General features: G+C 62.0%; 13 protein-coding genes. 4 read left to right on the plus strand and 9 right to left on the minus strand.

Annotated elements, in window-relative coordinates:
• Window positions 1-210 precede the first annotated feature (210 nt).
• From LQ232_RS19815 to LQ232_RS19825, 3 genes are all read right to left on the minus strand, one after another.
• Window positions 211-483 (minus strand): hypothetical protein, encoded by a 273-nt coding sequence (locus LQ232_RS19815; protein ID WP_230182110.1) that lies wholly within the window; start codon window positions 481-483, stop codon window positions 211-213.
• Window positions 484-633: 150 nt separating this feature from the next.
• A complete protein-coding gene (locus LQ232_RS19820; protein WP_230182111.1) occupies window positions 634-1,002 on the minus strand; it encodes a hypothetical protein in 369 nt (122 codons plus the stop codon).
• A gap of 157 nt (window positions 1,003-1,159) precedes the next feature.
• A complete protein-coding gene (locus tag LQ232_RS19825) occupies window positions 1,160-1,729 on the minus strand; it encodes a hypothetical protein (protein ID WP_230182112.1) in 570 nt (189 codons plus the stop codon).
• Between the two features lie 76 nt (window positions 1,730-1,805).
• Here LQ232_RS19825 and LQ232_RS19830 point away from each other — a divergent pair, with 76 nt between their 5' ends.
• The gene (locus LQ232_RS19830; RefSeq protein WP_230182113.1) at window positions 1,806-2,126 is read left to right on the plus strand and encodes a hypothetical protein; all 321 of its coding nucleotides are present in this window, start codon (window positions 1,806-1,808) and stop codon (window positions 2,124-2,126) included.
• A gap of 1,580 nt (window positions 2,127-3,706) precedes the next feature.
• Entirely contained in the window at window positions 3,707-4,699 is a 993-nt protein-coding gene (locus tag LQ232_RS19835; RefSeq protein WP_230182114.1) for an integron integrase, read from the plus strand.
• A 61-nt stretch (window positions 4,700-4,760) separates the two neighbouring features.
• On the opposite strand, the gene acnB is transcribed toward LQ232_RS19835, so the two are convergent.
• The 6 genes from acnB to prpB form a co-directional block, all read right to left on the minus strand.
• Complete coding sequence (gene acnB / locus LQ232_RS19840; RefSeq protein WP_230182115.1) at window positions 4,761-7,352, minus strand: bifunctional aconitate hydratase 2/2-methylisocitrate dehydratase; 2,592 nt, start codon at window positions 7,350-7,352, stop codon at window positions 4,761-4,763.
• 187 nt (window positions 7,353-7,539) lie between these two features.
• Complete coding sequence (locus LQ232_RS19845) at window positions 7,540-8,118, minus strand: hypothetical protein (protein ID WP_230182116.1); 579 nt, start codon at window positions 8,116-8,118, stop codon at window positions 7,540-7,542.
• A gap of 82 nt (window positions 8,119-8,200) precedes the next feature.
• Window positions 8,201-9,406: a 2-methylaconitate cis-trans isomerase PrpF gene (gene prpF, locus LQ232_RS19850; protein ID WP_230182117.1), complete on the minus strand. Its 1,206-nt coding sequence runs from the start codon at window positions 9,404-9,406 to the stop codon at window positions 8,201-8,203.
• A gap of 2 nt (window positions 9,407-9,408) precedes the next feature.
• Complete coding sequence (gene acnD / locus LQ232_RS19855) at window positions 9,409-12,027, minus strand: Fe/S-dependent 2-methylisocitrate dehydratase AcnD (RefSeq protein ID WP_230182118.1); 2,619 nt, start codon at window positions 12,025-12,027, stop codon at window positions 9,409-9,411.
• A gap of 79 nt (window positions 12,028-12,106) precedes the next feature.
• A complete protein-coding gene (gene prpC, locus LQ232_RS19860; protein ID WP_230182119.1) occupies window positions 12,107-13,270 on the minus strand; it encodes a 2-methylcitrate synthase in 1,164 nt (387 codons plus the stop codon).
• 52 nt (window positions 13,271-13,322) lie between these two features.
• A complete protein-coding gene (gene prpB, locus LQ232_RS19865; RefSeq protein ID WP_230182120.1) occupies window positions 13,323-14,207 on the minus strand; it encodes a methylisocitrate lyase in 885 nt (294 codons plus the stop codon).
• Window positions 14,208-14,388: 181 nt separating this feature from the next.
• On the opposite strand from prpB, the gene prpR reads away from it, so the two are divergent.
• Together prpR and LQ232_RS19875 are read left to right on the plus strand one after the other, a co-directional pair.
• The gene (gene prpR / locus LQ232_RS19870; RefSeq protein ID WP_230182121.1) at window positions 14,389-16,332 is read left to right on the plus strand and encodes a propionate catabolism operon regulatory protein PrpR; all 1,944 of its coding nucleotides are present in this window, start codon (window positions 14,389-14,391) and stop codon (window positions 16,330-16,332) included.
• A 47-nt stretch (window positions 16,333-16,379) separates the two neighbouring features.
• Entirely contained in the window at window positions 16,380-18,290 is a 1,911-nt protein-coding gene (locus LQ232_RS19875) for a radical SAM protein (protein ID WP_230182122.1), read from the plus strand.
• Window positions 18,291-18,553: the final 263 nt, after the last annotated feature.

Below are 18,553 nucleotides of genomic sequence, written 5' to 3' on the forward strand. Positions count from 1 at the left end.
CATTGTCTTTCCGAAGCGATGTTTTTCAATGCATCAAGCATCACTAAGGCCTAACGCCCGCGGTAAGCCGCACCGGAGCACGAAGTGCGGAGGGTACCAACAAGCGGAGCTTGTTGGTGTCGGCTTGACCAAACAGTTAGGCCACGGCGCAAAGGCACAGTGTTGAACTTTCTATACGGAGCGAAGTTGAGGTGCTCACGGCTAAAGACTTTATGCAACTAGTTCTCCCGCTTCATAGTGCTCATGAGCTTGACGAGCGCTGGTGAATGACTGAATGAATTTGGCCGCATTGTGCTCTGGCTTCTTTGGCGTGAAGAACTGGTTGGCAACGGCCCAATCGAATGCACCTGTTCCGACGGGATACTCCGTTAGGACACCAGAAAGCTTGTGCTTTGCTATCCAGGAAGCTGCTGCCTCCTTTTGGCCAAAAACACCAGAAGGGAAAGAAGCCTTGCTTCCACAAAAGATCCAGACCGTGTGCATGCTCATATTCTTGGTTGGCCTAACGCCCGCGGTAAGCCGCACCGGAGTGCGAAGCACGAAGGGAACCAACAAGCGGAGCTTGTTGGTGTCGGCTTGACCAACCAGTTAGGCCGCTGCGCGAAGGCACGGTGTTTAGCTTCGTCTGTGAAATCATAGAGATGGCTGATGTGAAAACCACGCTTTAGTAGATTGGCTTCGAACGATAGACCACAAGATGACTGAAGCGGAGGCTATGACTGCAGCAGTTAATAGTTGCGCAAGCTGAGTGTAGATGCCGTGAAACTTTGGTTCTGGAAAAAACAAAACGTTGAGTGCGATTTCTGCAAAGGCAATGCCTTTCATGTACTTCCACGTCCATTGAACGCGACGCATGAAGAGCACCGAGAACATTGAAAAAAGAAGCATCAATAAAGGAGACGTGACTTGTGCGAATCCAGTCTCGTACAACGGTGCCAATGCGGCCATTGCAGTACGGGAGGCTACGTATAAAAGGCAGGCAACGAGCAAATGTTTGGGCATGAGGCCTAAAGCCCGAGGTAAGAGGCGCCCGCATGGCATAGAGAAATGCCGCCATGTATCGGCGTCCTGCTTGACCGACCAGTTAGGCTAGTGCGCGAAGTGGAAGCGGGCGAAAGTACTTGCCATACGCGAGGCTCGGCTAGCTTGCAGGTTGGATTCATAGGTGGCTGCTTGCTGATAGATGACGAAGCCTGTCTTTGATCTGAACGTTTGCGTGATCAAGCCAGAGAATGCAATCTTCTGCATTCACAGAAATGCCGGCTTCAGCCTGGGGTACGAAGATGGGCGGGATGTAGCAAAGCACATAGCTGCCAAATGCCGAATTGCTGGATTGGCTATCTTCAAACCACGATATCCATGTGTCGTAAGGTGGGGCATTGAAGATGTCAAAGAACCCATTAGATTCAGATTCCGAGGCGCCATCAGAGAGATTGCCATAAGGAAAGTACACGAGCAGGCGACCGCCGCTCAAGGTCGTGGTTGGAGGACGGGTACGCTTTCGATAGTTGCTTTCTCGCTCTCGCAAGCCGCCGACATTGCATGTCAAATCATCCGGCCCGCTATGAAAGAGCGTTGGCCTGAGTTCCATTGAACGCAGCTCGCTCGTATCCTTGACTCCAAGGCACCAAGAAATAGTCTGATTCAGGCGGTCAAGTAGTAGATCGTCCTTGATGGAGGTTGGGTCAGTATGTCCTCGCTCCCAGATTCCATAGATGCTTCTGGTCATTTCTCAGTCCCTGACGTGAGATGGCCTAACGCCCGCGTCAACAGGACGTCTACCAGCTTCGCTGGTAGACGTCCTGTTGAACGACCAGTTAGGCGCGGGGCGCGAAGTGGAAGAGGGGGTGAGCCCGCTTGCCCGTGCCGTGAATTTGATTGCAAAACGCATAGCCGCCCCTGAATTGACTGCGACCATTGTGACGCCAATTTGTTGCCATGCAACGGGCCGCGATGACTTGAAGCAGCAACGCTACTTTGAAAAACGCCAGGCAGTGATGGCCTTTGGCCATGACTGCGGGATGCCATGTGCTGCGGCTTGCCGCGGTACCACGGTGCACTGCCCGCCGAAGGACGGGCAGCCACATGGCGATGGCGTATGGCACTTTGGCGCCGAACGGTGGTGAGCAGGCTGCCGCAGGGCAGACAGCCCGATTGAACTGGCCGCGCCACCAAGTTGTGGCCCGCGAAGCCTGTTAAATCTGTGCCTTGAAAAACGCGCAACGCCCGAGCACTACAGAATGCAGCGCCTGCAGGCGAATAGATGGTGGAAGCATCAATGGCGGGACTTCGCCACATTGCTGACTTCAGGCACCCAAAAGCCTAACGCCACAGGTAAGGGGCGCCCGCGTGGCTTGCCCGAAGCGATGGAATTTGTCGGCGTCCCCTTGACCGAAACGTTAGGCTGGGGAGAGAAGGAGCAGCCCATGAAAACAAGCCGACCTTGCCTGGATGGCGAATTATGCTTGGGCATTGCATGCCTTGGCTCCCCTTTGTGTGACTGGATGGAATTGTGCCTGACGTGCCCAGAGCTGTGAACCAGCGGCACGGACCTTGACTCGTGGAATCATCGATGTCCTTGAGAAGCGCATGAGCAGCCGGCGCCTGACGCAGTGATGTGTTGACTGCCGAAGGACAGGAAGCCAACAAGTGATGGCGTGTGGCACTTTGGCGCCGCACGTTGGTGAGCAGGCTGCCGAAGGGCAGACAGCCAGATTGAGACTTGCTGCGCTACCCGGTTGCGAACCGCTGCGTTTATTAGCTCTGGACCTGGCCAGAATGCGCAGTGCATGAGTGCCAAAGAAAGCAACGCCATGAAACGATCAAATGGCGGAATCATCAATGGCCGGGGCCCCAGCACATTGCCGATTGAGGCAACCAAAAGCCTAACGCTACAGGTAAGCCGCACCGGAGTGCGAAGCACGTAGGGAACCTACAAGCGGAGCTTGTAGGTGTCGGCTTGACCGAAAAGTTAGGCTGGTGCGAGAGGGAACGGCCAAGGAGAACAAGCCGGCCTTGCCTTGGTGGTGAATGATGCTTGAGCGTTTCACGCGCCAACCTCCCTTTGTGTGACTGGATGGAATTGTGCCTGACGTGCCGCAAGCTGGGAATAAGCGCAAGAGATGTGAGCCGTTGAAATGCCACGGACCTTGATACTTGAATACGAACTATGAACCACCGCCCGTGGATGCGTGCCGACTTGGCGATGGCCCGAGCAGCCTTGGAGAACTGATGGCGTTGTGCTGACTGCCGCAGGACAGGAGGCCCGCCACGGCGATGGCATGTGGCACCTTGGCGCCGCACTTTGGTGAGCAGGCTGCCAAAGGGCAGACAGCCAGACTGAGATTTGCCAGACCGCCCCGTTGCAAAGCACCATGACTGTTAACGCTGTGCCTGGAAAAATGACCAGCGCGTGAGTGCCAAAGAAAGCAACGCTGAGAAGCGATCAAACGGGGGAAGCATCAATGGCCAGGGGCTTCTGCAGCATTGCTGATTGAAGGCAACCAAAAGCCTAACGCAATATATGACTGGTCATGATCAATAACCTGGCAAGTTAGGCCTGGGCTGCTGATGAATAACCTGGCAGGTTAGACCTCTTGCTGAGGAGTGCCCCTCTACAGAGGGTCTTGTAGAAGCTATCGCTTTCGCCAATGATCTGTATGTTCATACAGTGACTCCTCCCGGTTATCTTAAAAGTTAGGCCTCAATGCTCGACCAGTCCCAGCCAGCCAGGGCACCTCGGCTATTGGACGAGGTGCGTGACCGCATCCGTTCCATGCATTACAGCATACGCACCGAAGAGGCCTACCTTCACTGGATCAAGGGGTTCATCAGGTTTCATGGGCTTCGGCATCCCAAAGACATGGCGCAGGCTGAGCTGGAAGCGTACTTGGCATGGCTGGCCAATGAGCGGCAGGTCTCCGCATCCACGCACAAGCAGGCTTTGTCGGCTCTTCTGTTTTTATACCGGCACGTGCTGCGTCTGGAGTTCCCGTGGCTGGCAGAAATTGGCCGGCCCAAAGCCACTCGGCGATTGCCTGTGGTGCTCACGCCCACCGAAGTGACCACCGTCCTGCAGGCCATCGACCCCGCTCACCGGCTCATCGGCCAAACGCTCTACGGCACGGGCCTTCGCCTGATGGAGGGCCTGCGACTTCGGGTCAAAGACATCGATTTCGAGCACCAGACCATTGTGGTCCGCGAGGGCAAGGGCGCCAAGGACCGGGTGGTGATGCTGCCGTCGAAACTGGCGGGCCCGTTGCGTATTCAGTTGCGCGCCGTGCGTGCCATGTGGGAGGCCGACCGCCTGCACGGCGTGGAGGGCGTGTGGCTGCCCCATGCGCTGGAGCGCAAGTTCCGTGATGCGGGCAAGACGTGGGCGTGGCAATGGGTCTTCCCGATGAACGACTTGTCGGTCGACCCCAAGACAGGCCTGAGCAGGCGCCACCATGTGCAGGACCAGACCTTCCAGCGCGCGTTCAAGAAAGCCGTGTTGGCCGTCAACCTGGTCAAGCCGGCCACGCCCCACACACTGCGGCATTCCTTCGCCACCCACCTTCTGCAGGCCCGGTACGACATCCGCACTGTGCAAGAGCTGCTGGGCCACAGCGATGTGAGCACGACCATGATCTACACGCACGTGATCAAGGTAGGTGGGGCAGGGGTGTTGAGTCCCCTCGATGCTTTGCTGCTCAAATGAAAAAAGCCCACCCGAGTAACCGGGTGGGCTTTTCAGAAGACGACAGCTGCTTGGTTGAAGATCAGGCAGCAGCGGGCACGGTCTTGGCCTTGTCGGCGTATTCCGTGATCTGGTCGAAGTTCAGGTACTTGTAGATCGACGCGCTGGCGGCATCGAGCACACCCACGCCTTCCATGTACTCGGCCTTGGTCGGGATGCGGCCCAGGCGTGAGCAGATCGCAGCCAACTCGGCCGAGCCCAGGTACACGTTCGAGTTCTTGCCCAGGCGGTTCGGGAAGTTGCGCGTGCTGGTTGAGAACACGGTGGCGCCTTCCTTGACTTGAGCCTGGTTGCCCATGCACAGTGAGCAGCCGGGCATTTCCATGCGGGCGCCAGCGGTGCCCAGAACGCCATAGTGGCCTTCTTCGGTCAGTTGCTGGGCGTCCATCTTGGTGGGGGGGGCCACCCACAGCTTGACGGGGATGTCGCGCTTGCCTTCCAGCAGCTTGGAGGCTGCGCGGAAGTGACCGATGTTGGTCATGCAAGAGCCGATGAACACTTCGTCGATCTTGGCGCCAGCGACTTCCGACAGCGTCTTCACGTCATCGGGGTCGTTCGGGCAGGCCAGAATGGGCTCGTGGATGTCGGCCAGGTCGATCTCGATCACGGCGGCGTATTCGGCATCGGCGTCGCCCTTCATCAGCTGCTGGTCCTTCAACCAGGCTTCTTGCGCGGCGATGCGGCGTTGCAGCGTGCGGGCATCTTCATAACCGTTGGCGATCATGTTCTTCATCAGCGTGATGTTGCTGTTGAGGTACTCTGCGATCGGCTCCTTGTTCAGGTGCACGGTGCAGCCAGCGGCAGAGCGCTCGGCCGAGGCATCAGACAGCTCGAACGCTTGCTCGACCTTCAGGTCTGGCAGGCCTTCGATTTCGAGGATGCGGCCCGAGAAGATGTTCTTCTTGCCTTGCTTGGCCACCGTCAGCAAGCCAGCCTTGATGGCGTACAGGGGGATGGCGTTGACCAAATCACGCAGGGTGATGCCGGGCTGCATCTTGCCCTTGAAGCGCACCAGCACGGATTCGGGCATGTCCAGGGGCATCACGCCCGTGGCGGCGGCAAAAGCCACCAGGCCGGAGCCGGCGGGGAAGCTGATGCCGATGGGGAAGCGGGTGTGCGAGTCGCCGCCGGTGCCGACCGTGTCGGGCGTCAGCAGGCGGTTCAGCCAGCTGTGGATCACGCCGTCACCGGGACGCAGGGACACGCCACCGCGGGTGCTGATGAACTCGGGCAGTTCGTGGTGCATCTTCACGTCCACGGGCTTGGGGTAAGCGGCCGTGTGGCAGAACGATTGCATCACCAGGTCGGCCGAGAAGCCCAGGCAGGCCAGGTCCTTCAGCTCGTCGCGGGTCATGGGGCCGGTGGTGTCTTGCGAACCGACCGAGGTCATCTTGGGTTCGCAGTAGGTGCCAGGGCGCACGCCTTGGCCGGCGGGCAGGCCGCAAGCCTTGCCGACCATCTTCTGGGCCAGCGAATAGCCCTTCTTGGTGTCGACTGGGGCGACGGGCAGGCGGAACAGGGTAGAAGGTTCCAGGCCCAGGGCTTCACGGGCCTTGGCGGTCAGGCCGCGGCCGATGATCAGGGGGATGCGGCCACCAGCGCGCACTTCGTCGAACAGCACGTCGGACTTGACCTTGAACTCGGCAATGACTTCGCCGTTCTTCAGGGCCTTGCCGGCGTAAGGCAGCAGCTCAACCACGTCGCCCATGTTCATCTGGGACACGTCGAGCTCGATCGGCAGGGCGCCAGCGTCTTCCATCGTGTTGTAAAAGATGGGAGCGATCTTGCTGCCCAGGCACACGCCGCCGAAGCGCTTGTTGGGCACGAAGGGGATGTCTTCGCCGGTGAACCACAGCACGCTGTTGGTGGCCGACTTGCGGCTGGAGCCGGTGCCGACCACGTCGCCGACGTAGGCGACCAGGTTGCCCTTGGCGCGCAGGGCTTCGATGAACGCGACCGGGCCGCGCTTGCCGTCTTCTTCAGGGGTGATGCCGTCGCGCTTGTTCTTCAGCATGGCCAAAGCGTGCAGCGGGATGTCGGGGCGGCTCCAGGCGTCGGGGGCGGGCGACAGGTCGTCGGTGTTGGTCTCGCCCGTCACCTTCAGGATGCTGACCGTGATGCTTTGGGGCACTTCGGGGCGCGAGGTGAACCATTCGGCATCGGCCCAGCTTTGCAGCACGGACTTGGCGTTGGCATTGCCCTTGTCGGCCTTGTCCTTCACATCGTGGAAGGCGTCGAACATCAGCAAGGTCTTCTTGAGCGCTGCAGCGGCGATGCCGCCCACCAGGGCGTCGTCCAGCAGGTCGACCAGCGGGGCGATGTTGTAGCCGCCGAGCATGGTGCCCAGCAGTTCAGTGGCCTTTTCGCGGCTGATCAGCGCGCACTTTTCAGTGCCATGGGCCACAGCAGCCAGGTAGGAGGCCTTGACCTTGGCGGCGGCGTCCACGCCAGCGGGCACCCGGTTGACGATCAGGTCAACCAGGGTGGCTTCTTCGCCAGCGGGTGGGTTCTTCAGCAACTCGATGACTTCGCCAGTTTGCTGGGCGGTCAGAGGCAAAGGGGGAATACCCAGCGCGGCGCGCTCGGCAACGTGTTGGCGGTAGGCTTGCAACATGGTTTGACCTTCTTGGGATCTGGGATGCTTGTGACGTGAGCGTCAAAAAAAGCGGAATGCGCTGTGAAAGGTGCTTGCACCTGGATAAGGCACAAGCAATTTCTGCGCAGACCGCTATTTTCGCCCAGGAATGGGGTTCATGTCACCTTCAGGACACACGCAAATCAAGGTATTCGCGGATGTGCACTTATTTGGGTGCGCTGGCCGCCTCAGCGGCGGGCGTGTCGAACACCGATTTGGGCGGGTTCTTGCGCAGTTCTTCTTCGGCGGCGCGTTGCACTTCATGCACGCAGCCGTCGACCAGTCGGTGGCCGGTCTTGACGTTCATCAGCATGGATTTGGTCAAAATCTGGATCAACAGGACGGCGTCCTTGCTGTCTTCCAGGCGCACGGCACCGGTGCTGGACACCACGGGCTTGACCACCCAGACGTCCTTGCCTTGGCGCAAGTTGAAGTAACCACGGTTGGTGTCGTTGACGTCGATCAGCAATTTTTTGCCGAATTCGCACTCGTAGCGGCCGATCAGCACACGCTTGGCGGCATCCAGTTGTTCAGCAGACGCTTCGGGCAGGGGCACGAATTTCTCGGCCACGGGGGCCTTTTTGGCGAGCTTGGCCCTGATCTTCTTTTTCGCGACTGCGGGGGCGGCTGTCTCGGTGGCGGCGTGGGCCGGTGAGCTGAAGGCGCCTGCCGTCATGCCCAGCAGGATGCCGACGGTGATGGCGGCGGTGCGGATGCGGCGGGTGCGCTGGTTGTGGAGACTCATTTGAATGGGATTCCGATCACTAACGTTGGTCGAATGGGGCGGATTGGAGGCCGATCTTGCCACCAATCTGCCTGGCCATTCGTTAGAAAACGTCGCCAGGAACCCGGACCCAGCCTTCCATCAGCACCCGGGCGCTGCGGCTCATGATGGCCTTCTTGACCGTCCATTCACCGTTGACCTGGGCCGCTTCGGCCCCCACGCGCAGGGTGCCCGAGGGGTGCCCGAAGCGCACGGCGGTGCGGGCGCCACCGCCCGCAGCCAGGTTGACCAGGGTGCCAGGGATGGCGGCGGCCGTGCCAATGGCGACCGCAGCCGTGCCCATCATGGCGTGGTGCAGCTTGCCCATGGACATGGCGCGCACCAGCAGGTCCACATCGCCTTCGGCCACGGGCTTTCCGCTGGATGAAACGTGTGCCTTGGGTTTGGCCACGAAAGCCACTTTGGGGGTGTGCTGGCGTTTAGCGGCCTCGGACACCTCCTTGATCAGTCCCATGCGCAGTGCGCCGTGGGCGCGGATGGTTTCGAACCGAGCCAACGCCTGGGCATCGCCGTTGATGGCGTCTTGCAGTTCCGTGCCGGTGTAGCCGATGTCTTCGGCGTTCACGAAAATGGTCGGGATGCCCGCGTTGATCATGGTGACCTTCAAGGTGCCGCCTTTGGCCACATCCTCGGGCACGCTCAGGTCGTCAACGAGGTTGCCGGTGGGGAACATCGAGCCGCCAGCGCCGTCTTCGCCTTCGTCGGCCGGGTCGAGGAATTCAAGCTGCACTTCGGCGGCGGGGAAGGTGACGCCGTCGAGTTCGAAGTCACCGGTTTCCTGCACTTCGCCGTTGGTGATGGGCACGTGGGCGATGATGGTCTTGCCGATGTTGGCTTGCCAGATGCGCACGGTCGCCATGCCGTTGGCAGGAACACGGCTGGCATCGACCAGGCCGGCTTGAATGGCGAAGGAGCCCACTGCCGCGGACAGGTTGCCGCAGTTGCCTGACCAATCGACGAAGGCCTTGTCGATCGAGACTTGCCCAAACAGGTAGTCAACGTCGTGGTCGGCCTTGGTGCTTTGGGACAGGATGACCGTCTTGGAGGTGGAGGACGTGGCCCCGCCCATGCCGTCGATCTGTTTGCCATAGGGGTCGGGGCTGCCGATCACGCGCAGCAGGAGCTTGTCGCGGGCTTCGCCGGCTTGCTGGCAGGCGGCGGGCAGGTCTTGCAGGCGGAAGAACACGCCTTTGCTGGTGCCCCCGCGGATGTAGGTGGCGGGGATTTTGATTTGAGGTGCGAATGCCATGGTCAAGCCGCCTTGGTGGATGCCAGGAAGTCCTGCGCGAAGCGCTGCAGCACGCCGCCCGCTTCGTACACAGAGACTTCTTCGGCGGTGTCGAGGCGGCAGGTCATGGGCACCTTCACCACCTCGCCGTTGCGACGGTGGATGACCAGCGTCAACGTGGCGCGGGGCTTCAGATCGCCTTCGACGTCATAGGTTTCGGTGCCGTCCAGTTGCAAAGTTAGGCGATTGGTGCCGGGCTGGAACTCCAGCGGCATCACGCCCATGCCGATCAGGTTGGTGCGGTGGATGCGCTCGAAGCCTTCGGCCGCGATGGCTTCCACGCCGGCCAGGCGAACGCCCTTGGCGGCCCAGTCGCGCGACGAGCCCTGGCCGTAGTCGGCGCCGGCCACGATGATCAGCGGCTGCTTGCGGTCGTAGTAGGTCTCCATGGCTTCCCACATGCGCACGACTTTGCCTTCAGGTTCGATGCGGGCCAGCGAGCCGGGCTTCACCTTGCCGTCGGCGTCAACCACCATCTCGTTCTTGAGCGTGGGGTTCGCGAAGGTGGCGCGCATGGCGGTGAGGTGGTCGCCGCGGTGGGTGGCGTAGGAGTTGAAGTCTTCCTCGGGCACGCCCATCTTGTGCAGGTACTCGCCGGCGGCCGAGTTCATCATGATCGCGTTGGAGGGCGACAGGTGGTCGGTGGTGATGTTGTCCGGCAGGATGGCCAGCGGGCGCATGCCCTTGAGCGTGCGCGGGTTGGCGGCCAGGGCGCCGACGCCTTCGGTGTCCCAGTAGGGCGGGCGGCGGATGTAGGTGCTCTGCGGGCGCCAGTCGTACAGCGGGCTGACCTTCTCGCCAGCGTCGGCCTGGATGGCGAACATCGGCTCGTAGACCTTGCGGAACATTTCCGGCTTGACGCTGCTCTTGACGATGGCGTCGATTTCTTCGTCGGAAGGCCAGATGTCCTTCAGGCGGATTTCCTGGCCGTCGACCACGCCCAGCACGTCGCGCTCGATGTCGAAGCGGATGGTGCCGGCGATCGCGTAGGCCACGACCAGCGGCGGCGAGGCCAGGAAGGCTTGCTTGGCATACGGGTGGATGCGGCCGTCGAAGTTGCGGTTGCCCGAGAGCACGGCGGTGGCGTACAGGTCGCGGTCGACGATCTCTTTCTGGATGACGGGATCCAGTGCGCCCGACATGCCGTTGCAGGTGGTGCAGGCAAAGGCCACGATGCCGAAGCCGAGCTTCTCCAGATCACCCATCAAGCCGGCTTCGTTCAGGTACAGCTCGACCGTTTTGGAGCCAGGGGCCAGTGAGGACTTGACCCAGGGTTTGCGCGTGAGGCCCAGCTTGTTGGCGTTGCGCGCCAACAGGGCGGCGGCGATCACGTTGCGCGGGTTGGAAGTGTTGGTGCAACTGGTGATGGCGGCGATGATCACGGCGCCGTCGGGCATCGTGCCTTCACCTTCGGCCGGCATGCTCCAGGGACCATTGATGCCCTTGGCCGCCATGTCCGTCGTGGCCACACGGGCGTGCGGGTTCGAGGGGCCGGCCATGTTGCGCACCACGCTCGACAAGTCGAAGCTCAGCGTGCGTTCATAGACGGCTTCCTTCAAGGTGTCGGACCACAGGCCGCCGACCTTGGCGTAGGTCTCGACCAGCTTGACCTGCTCGTCGGTGCGGCCGGTGAGGCGCAGGTATTCAATGGTCTGTTCGTCGATGCTGAACATCGCGGCGGTGGCGCCGTATTCGGGGGCCATGTTCGAGATGGTGGCGCGGTCGCCCAGGGTCAGGCTGGGCACGCCTTCACCGTAGAACTCCAGGTAGGCGCCCACGACCTTGCTCTTGCGCAGAAACTCGGTCAAGGCCAGCACCACGTCGGTGGCGGTGATGCCGGGCTGGCGCTTGCCGCTCAGCTCCACGCCGACGATCTCGGGCAAGCGCATCCACGAGGCGCGGCCCAGCATCACGTTCTCGGCTTCCAGGCCGCCCACGCCGATGGCGATCACGCCAAGGGCATCGACGTGTGGCGTGTGGCTGTCGGTGCCGACGCAGGTGTCAGGGTAGGCCAGGCCTTTGTCGTTGTGGATGACGGGGGACATCTTCTCCAGGTTGATCTGGTGCATGATCCCGTTGCCCGCGGGGATCACGTCGACGTTGTCGAAGGCCAGCTTGGTCCAGTTGATGAAGTGGAAGCGGTCTTCGTTGCGGCGCTCTTCGATGTCGCGGTTTTTCTGGAAGGCATCCGGATCAAAGCCACCGCACTCCACCGCCAGCGAGTGGTCCACGATCAGCTGCACGGGCACCACGGGGTTCACCTTGGCAGGGTCTCCGCCTTCCTTGGCGATGGCGTCACGCAGGCCGGCCAGGTCCACCAATGCTGTCTGGCCCAGGATGTCGTGGCAGGCCACGCGCGCAGGGAACCAGGGGAAGTCGTGGTCACGCTTGCGCTCGATCAGCTGCGTCAGCGATTGCGTCAGGATGGCCGGGTCGGCCTTGCGCACCAGGTTCTCGGCGTGCACGCGCGAGGTGTAGGGCAGCGTGGCCCAAGAACCCGGCTTGATGGCTTCGACGGCAGCTTGGGTGTCGAAGTAGTCCAGCTTGGTGCCTGGCAGGTTCTTGCGGTATTGGGTGTTCATGGCAGTGGTCACTACAAAGAGCAGGTAGGGTGAGCCCGAATGCAAGGTGGCGCTCTGGGCGCCACCTTTGCTTCAATGTTTACTTGCGATCCTGGATCGGCACGAACTTCTGATCCTCGGGGCCGGTGTAGTTGGCCGAAGGACGGATGATCTTGCCGTCGATGCGTTGTTCGATCACGTGGGCCGACCAGCCGCTGGTGCGGGCGATCACGAACAGCGGCGTGAACATCGCGGTGGGCACACCCATCATGTGGTAGCTCACGGCGCTGAACCAGTCCAGGTTGGGGAACATCTTCTTGATTTCCCACATCACCGACTCCAGGCGCTCGGCGATGTCGTACATCTTGGTGTTCGACTGCTCTTTGCTGAGCTCTTGCGCCACTTGCTTGATGACCTTGTTGCGCGGGTCGCTGACCGTGTACACAGGGTGGCCGAAGCCGATCACGACTTCCTTCTTCTCGACGCGGGCGCGGATGTCGGCCTCGGCTTCGTCGGGGTTGTCGTAGCGCTTCTGGATTTCAAACGCGACTTCATTCGCGCCGCCGTGCTTGGGGCCGCGCAGCGCGCCGATGCCGCCGCCGATGGCCGAGAACATGTCCGAGCCCGTGCCGGCGACCACGCGCGAGGCGAAGGTCGAAGCGTTGAACTCGTGTTCCGCGTACAGGATCAGCGAGGTGTGCATGGCGCGAACCCAGCTGTCACGGGGCTTCTCGCCGTGCAGCAGGTGCAGGAAGTGGCCGCCGATCGAGTCGTCGTCGGTCTCCACATCAATGCGCTTGCCGTTGTGGCTGTAGTGGTACCAGTACAGCAGCATCGAGCCCAGCGAGGCCATCAGCTTGTCGGCGATGTCGCGCGCGCCTGGGTGGTTGTGGTCGTCCTTCTCGGGCGACAGGCAGCCCAGCACGGACACGCCCGTGCGCATCACGTCCATGGGGTGGCTGGACGGGGGCAGTTGTTCCAGCGCGGTCTTCAGGCCGGCGGGGATGCCGCGCAGCGACTTCAGCTTGGTCTTGTAGAAAGCCAGTTCGGCGCGGGTGGGCAGCTTGCCGTGCACCAGCAGGTAGGCGATTTCTTCGAACTCGCTGGTCTGGGCCAGGTCGAGGATGTCGTAGCCACGGTAGGCCAGGTCATTGCCGGTGCGGCCCACGGTGCACAGGGCGGTGTTGCCTGCGGCAGTGCCGGACAAGGCCACGGACTTCTTGGGTTTGAAGCCGGGGGTGGTGGTCTCTGGGGTGGCGCTCATGCGTTTTCTCTCCTAAAACGGATGCAGGGAATCGATCGGGTTGGGTGCTTGCTTACTTCTTGGCCGCGAACAGGGCATCCAGCTTGCCCTCGAACGCGTGGTAGCCAATGCGGTCGTACAACTCTTCGCGCGTCTGCATGATGTCCACCACGTTCTTCTGGTGGCCGTCACGGCGAATGGCAGTGTAGACGGCCTCGGCGGCCTTGTTCATGGCGCGGAAGGCGCTCAAGGGGTAGAGCACCATGCCCACGTTCACGCTGCGCAACTCATCGACCGTGAACAGCGGCGTCTGGCCAAATTCGGTGATGTTGGCCAGCACGGGCACCTTCAGGGCGTCCACGAACTTCTTGTAGGTGGGCAGGTCGTAGGCGGCCTCGGCAAAGATGGCATCGGCGCCGGCTTCCACGCACTTGATGGCGCGCTCGATGGCGGCATCCACACCATGCACCTGGATGGCGTCGGTGCGGGCGATGATGAAGAAAGCCGGGTCGGTCTTGGCATCGACGGCGGCCTTGACGCGGTCCACCATCTCTTCGGTCGAGACGATTTCCTTGCCAGGGCGGTGGCCGCAGCGCTTGGCGCCCACTTGATCTTCAAGGTGGCAGGCGGCGGCGCCGGCCTTGATCAGGCTCTTGATGGTGCGCGCCATGTTGAAGGCGCTGGGGCCGAAGCCGGTGTCAATGTCGACCAACAGGGGCAGGTCGCACACATCGGTGATGCGGCGCACGTCGGTCAGCACATCGTCCAGGTTGTTGATGCCCAGGTCGGGCAGGCCCAGCGAACCCGCGGCCACGCCGCCACCCGACAAGTAGATGGCGCGGTAGCCGGCGCGCTTGGCCAGCAAGGCATGGTTGGCATTGATGGCGCCGATGATCTGCAGCGGAGATTCGTCTTGCAGCGCTTGGCGAAAGCGTTGGCCAGGGGTCGTGAGGGACATGTCAGTTCTCCAACTTGGGAAGCGGTTTCGGCGGATGCTGGATGTTCGCAACGCTTGTGCCAGGGCACCTAAGTGTTTGATTTTATTCGGGATGCGCCTGATTTGGGTTCGCTGGTCCAATGTTGCATGTTTCAATTGTGAAACAATGGAACGTCATCGATGAAACGTGTTGAACCCAGCCATGCCCACATCCTTTGAAGTTACCCAGGCCCGTGGCGGATTGCCGCAGATTGTGGCCGTGGGTTTTCGGCGCATCAACAAGATGTTGCAAGAGGTGGCGCCCGAGTTTGCAGGCCAGGCCACGGTCGAAGTGTTGGATGTGGGGTTTGAAGAAGCGGTGGCCCGGGTCAAAGCCCTGCACGCCTTGCGGCCCATCGACGTGGTCGTCGCCGCCGGCTCAAACGGCGGGTACTTGCGCCAGCACCTGGACATGCCGGTGGTTCTGGTCAAGGTGGGGGGCTTTGACCTGATGCAGGCCTTGACGCGGGCCAAGCGCATGTCATCGCGCGTGGGCCTGGTCACCTACGAGGGCATGGCGCCCGACATGGCGCCTTTCAGCGAGCTGTTCGAGCTGGCGGTGGAGCAGCGCAGTTACCGCACCGAAGAAGAGGCGCTGAGCTGCGTGCAATCGCTCAAGAGCCTGGGCGTGGCGGTGCTGGTGGGCACGGGCATGGTGGCCGATCTGGCCGACCAGATGGGGTTGACCGGCGTGTTCCTGTATTCCAGCGATGCCGTGCGCGAAGCTTTGAACGACGCAGTGGAAGTGGCACGCGCCTCGCGCATCGAACTGGCCAAGCGCGAACGGCTCAACACCATCCTGGCCCAGCTGAGCGACGGCGTGATCGCGGTCGACCAACAAGAGCGCATTCAGACCCTGAACCCCGCCATGGCGCAATTGCTGGGCGTGCTGCCCGCGCAATGGATGGGCCGCCGTTTGAGCGACCTCAGCGCTGACTTGAGCCTGCAAAGCACTTTGCGCCTGGCCACGCACGAGCTGGAAAAAATCGAGCGCGTCAAAGGCAAGACGCTGATCGTCAACCGCATGCCCATCATCGAGCAGGGCGTGTTGACCGGTGCGGTACTCAGCTGCCAGGACCCGATCTCCATCCAGCGCGTGGACCGCCACATCCGCACACGCATCAAACCCAACGCACCCGGCACGCGGTATCAGTTGGACCAGTTCCTGGGGCAGAGCGCAGCGATCGAACAAATTCGCCAATTGGCGCGCAGTTGCGCGGCCAGCCAGGCCACGGTGCTGCTGGTGGGTGAAAGCGGCACGGGCAAAGAGTTGATTGCCCAGGGCATCCACATGGCCAGCGACCGGCGCGAGTTGCCCTTTGTGGCCGTGAATTGCGCCGCCGTGTCCGAGTCCTTGTTGGAGAGCGAGCTGTTTGGTTACGAAGAGGGCGCCTTCACCGGCGCGCGACGTGGCGGCAAGATTGGCTTGTTCGAGGCCGCGCACAAAGGCACCATCTTCCTGGACGAGGTGGGCGAGATGCCCGTGTCCCTGCAGACCCGCCTGCTGCGTGTGCTGCAAGAGCGCGAGGTGCTGCGCGTGGGCGCCATCGAGCCCACGCCGGTCAATGTGCGCGTGATCGCCGCCACCCACCGCGACCTGATGGCCCATGTCGGGCAAGGCCTGTTTCGCCTGGACCTTTTCTACCGCCTGAACATCCTGCGCATTGACATCCCGCCCCTGCGTGAACGCCTGGATGATTTGCGGCCGATTGCCCTGGCCTTGCACCAGCAGGTTTGTGGGCGGCTGAACATCGAAATCGAGCGCACACGTCCTTTGATCGACGCCCTGGTCGAGCTGGCTTGCCGCCATGACTGGCCAGGCAATGTGCGTGAGCTCGAGAACATGGTCGAACGGATGATGGCTTACGCCGAAGCCACCCAGGTGCGCATGACACGCGAGGCGGCCATGGACTTCGTGCGGGCCACCGTTCCCGAGCTTTTTTCGGCGGTGACGGCGGATGTCTCACCTGCGCTGAAAGCCCGGCAGGCCGAGTCAGAGCGGGCCGACATCCTGCGCGTGCTGGCCGAATGCGGCGGCGACCGCGCCCAGGCCAGTGAGCGCCTGGGCATCAGCCGCACGACCCTCTGGCGAAAACTCAAGCCTTGACGCGGGCCACCCTGGCAAAATGGGCGACTGCCCCTTCCGTACCGACCATGTCCCTTGCCAAGCCCTTGCGCGTCCTCTCCGTCATCCCGCCGATGACGCAACTGAACACGCCTTACCCATCGACCGCCTACCTGACGGGCTTTCTGCGTTCGCGCGGGGTCGATGCCGTGCAAGAGGATTTGGCGCTGGCGCTGGTGCTGGCCTTGTTCTCACGCGAAGGGCTGCCGGCCATCCACGCTTGTGTGCAAGCTGTGCCGGAGGCCAAGCGCACCAAGGCCCTGCGGTCGTTTGACGCGCAGTACGAGCGCTACCTGTCCACCATGGTGCCCACCATCGCCTTTCTGCAGGGGAGGGATGCCACGCTGGCTCACCGCATCAACACCCGCCAGTTCCTGCCCGAGGGGCCGCGCTTTGCCTCGCTGGATGTGTATGTCGATGATGAGGGCGGCGACCCGCTGGCCTGGGCTTTTGGTGCCCTGGGCCTGCAAGACCGCGCGCGCCATCTGGCCACGCTGTACCTGAATGACTTGGCCGATGTGCTGCGCGACGCCGTCGATCCGCGCTTCGAGTTCGTGCGCTATGCTGAATCTTTGGCCCAAAGCCAGTCCACCTTCGAGCCATTGCACCAGGCCTTGCAAGCGCCGCTCAACCTGGTCGACACCACCTTGCGGCGCCTGACCATGGCCGCCATCGAGCGCCATGAGCCCGATGTGGTGCTGCTGTCCGTGCCCTTTCCGGGGGCGGTGTACGCGGCCTTCCGCATGGCCCAGGCCATCAAGGCCGCGCGCCCCCGCATCAAGCTGGCCTTGGGCGGCGGTTTCGTCAACACCGAGCTGCGCGAACTGAGCGAACCTCGCGTGTTCGACTACGTTGACTTCGTCACCCTGGATGCTGGCGAGCGCCCCCTGCTGGCCCTGCTGGACCACGTGCAAGGACAGCGTTCAGCGCAGCGCCTCTCACGCACCTTTGTGCGCGACACCGAGAGTGGCCAGGTTCGCTACATGAACATGGCCGAGCCCGACGTGCCCTTCGCCGAAGTGGGCACGCCCACCTGGGATGGCTTGCCGCTGGACCGCTACCTGTCCCTGCTGGACATGCTCAATCCCATGAACCGCCTGTGGTCCGATGGCCGCTGGAACAAGTTGACCATTGCCCATGGCTGCTATTGGAAGAAGTGCAGCTTCTGCGACGTCAGCCTGGACTACATCTCGCGCTACGAGACCGCCTCGGCCGAGGTGCTGGTCGACCGCATCGAAGCCATCATCAAAGAAACGGGCCAGACCGGCTTCCATTTCGTGGACGAGGCCGCCCCACCCAAGATCCTCAAGGCGCTCGCCCACGAGCTGATCAAGCGCCAGCTGTCGATCTCATGGTGGGGCAACATCCGCTTCGAGAAATCCTTCAGCCCCGAGCTGTGCCAGTTGCTGGCCGAAAGCGGTTGCATCGCCATCTCGGGCGGCCTGGAAGTGGCCTCGGATCGCCTGCTGACGTTGATGAAAAAAGGCGTGTCGGTAGAGCAGGTGGCGCGGGTCACGCAAGGCTTCACCGATGCCGGCATCCTGGTCCATGCCTACCTGATGTATGGCTTTCCTACGCAAACCGTGCAGGACACGGTCGACGCGCTGGAGTACGTGCGCCAGCTCTTCGCCAACGGTTGCATCCAGTCGGGCTTCTTCCACCGCTTTGCCTGCACCGTGCACTCACCCGTGGGGCAGAACCCGGCGGAGTACGGCGTCAAGCTGCAGGCCTTGCCGCCCACCACCTTCGCCAAGAACGACATCGCCTTCATCGATCCCACGGGCGTTGACCACGATGTGCTTGGCGTTGGTTTGAAGAAGGCCATCTATAACTTCATGCATGGCATTGGGTTGGAAGAAGATGTGCGCACCTGGTTCAAGGGCAAGGTGCCGCGCACCACGGTGGCGCCTCACCGGATTGAGAGGGCTTTGGCCAACTGAAGTGGCGCCAGGCAGGTCTGGCTTTGGGTGTGTTTTGTCTGGGCAGCGCGGGGCGGGGCACGTCCGGGGTCTGCGGCGTGACAACGGGGTAGCGTTTGCAGCGGTCGTGCGGATGGTGCTCATTGACGCGGCGGTTGGCACGCCGCCAACTGCAGCCGTGGCATGCCCACCAGCGGGGCGAAAAAGGGCTGGGGCGGACTCCGGCTGGGCGCCTGGCTTGGTGCGGAGAAGCACAGTGCCGAGGTGGGCGTGCGCAGCACGCA

The sequence above is a fragment of the Aquabacterium sp. CECT 9606 genome (assembly GCF_918741295.1).
GTDB lineage: Bacteria > Pseudomonadota > Gammaproteobacteria > Burkholderiales > Burkholderiaceae_C > Aquabacterium.

Excerpts from the sequence above, each read along its gene's own strand:
- prpB (WP_230182120.1), bottom strand. The coding sequence starts at position 14,207 with ATGTCCCTCACGACCCCTGGCCAACGCTTTCGCCAAGCGCTGCAAGAC.
- LQ232_RS19815 (WP_230182110.1), bottom strand. The coding sequence starts at position 483 with ATGCACACGGTCTGGATCTTTTGTGGAAGCAAGGCTTCTTTCCCTTCT.
- LQ232_RS19845 (WP_230182116.1), bottom strand. The coding sequence starts at position 8,118 with ATGAGTCTCCACAACCAGCGCACCCGCCGCATCCGCACCGCCGCCATC.
- prpF (WP_230182117.1), bottom strand. The coding sequence starts at position 9,406 with ATGGCATTCGCACCTCAAATCAAAATCCCCGCCACCTACATCCGCGGG.
- acnB (WP_230182115.1), bottom strand. The coding sequence starts at position 7,352 with ATGTTGCAAGCCTACCGCCAACACGTTGCCGAGCGCGCCGCGCTGGGT.
- LQ232_RS19835 (WP_230182114.1), top strand. The coding sequence starts at position 3,707 with ATGCTCGACCAGTCCCAGCCAGCCAGGGCACCTCGGCTATTGGACGAG.
- LQ232_RS19820 (WP_230182111.1), bottom strand. The coding sequence starts at position 1,002 with ATGCCCAAACATTTGCTCGTTGCCTGCCTTTTATACGTAGCCTCCCGT.
- prpR (WP_230182121.1), top strand. The coding sequence starts at position 14,389 with ATGCCCACATCCTTTGAAGTTACCCAGGCCCGTGGCGGATTGCCGCAG.
- LQ232_RS19825 (WP_230182112.1), bottom strand. The coding sequence starts at position 1,729 with ATGACCAGAAGCATCTATGGAATCTGGGAGCGAGGACATACTGACCCA.
- LQ232_RS19875 (WP_230182122.1), top strand. The coding sequence starts at position 16,380 with ATGTCCCTTGCCAAGCCCTTGCGCGTCCTCTCCGTCATCCCGCCGATG.
- prpC (WP_230182119.1), bottom strand. The coding sequence starts at position 13,270 with ATGAGCGCCACCCCAGAGACCACCACCCCCGGCTTCAAACCCAAGAAG.
- acnD (WP_230182118.1), bottom strand. The coding sequence starts at position 12,027 with ATGAACACCCAATACCGCAAGAACCTGCCAGGCACCAAGCTGGACTAC.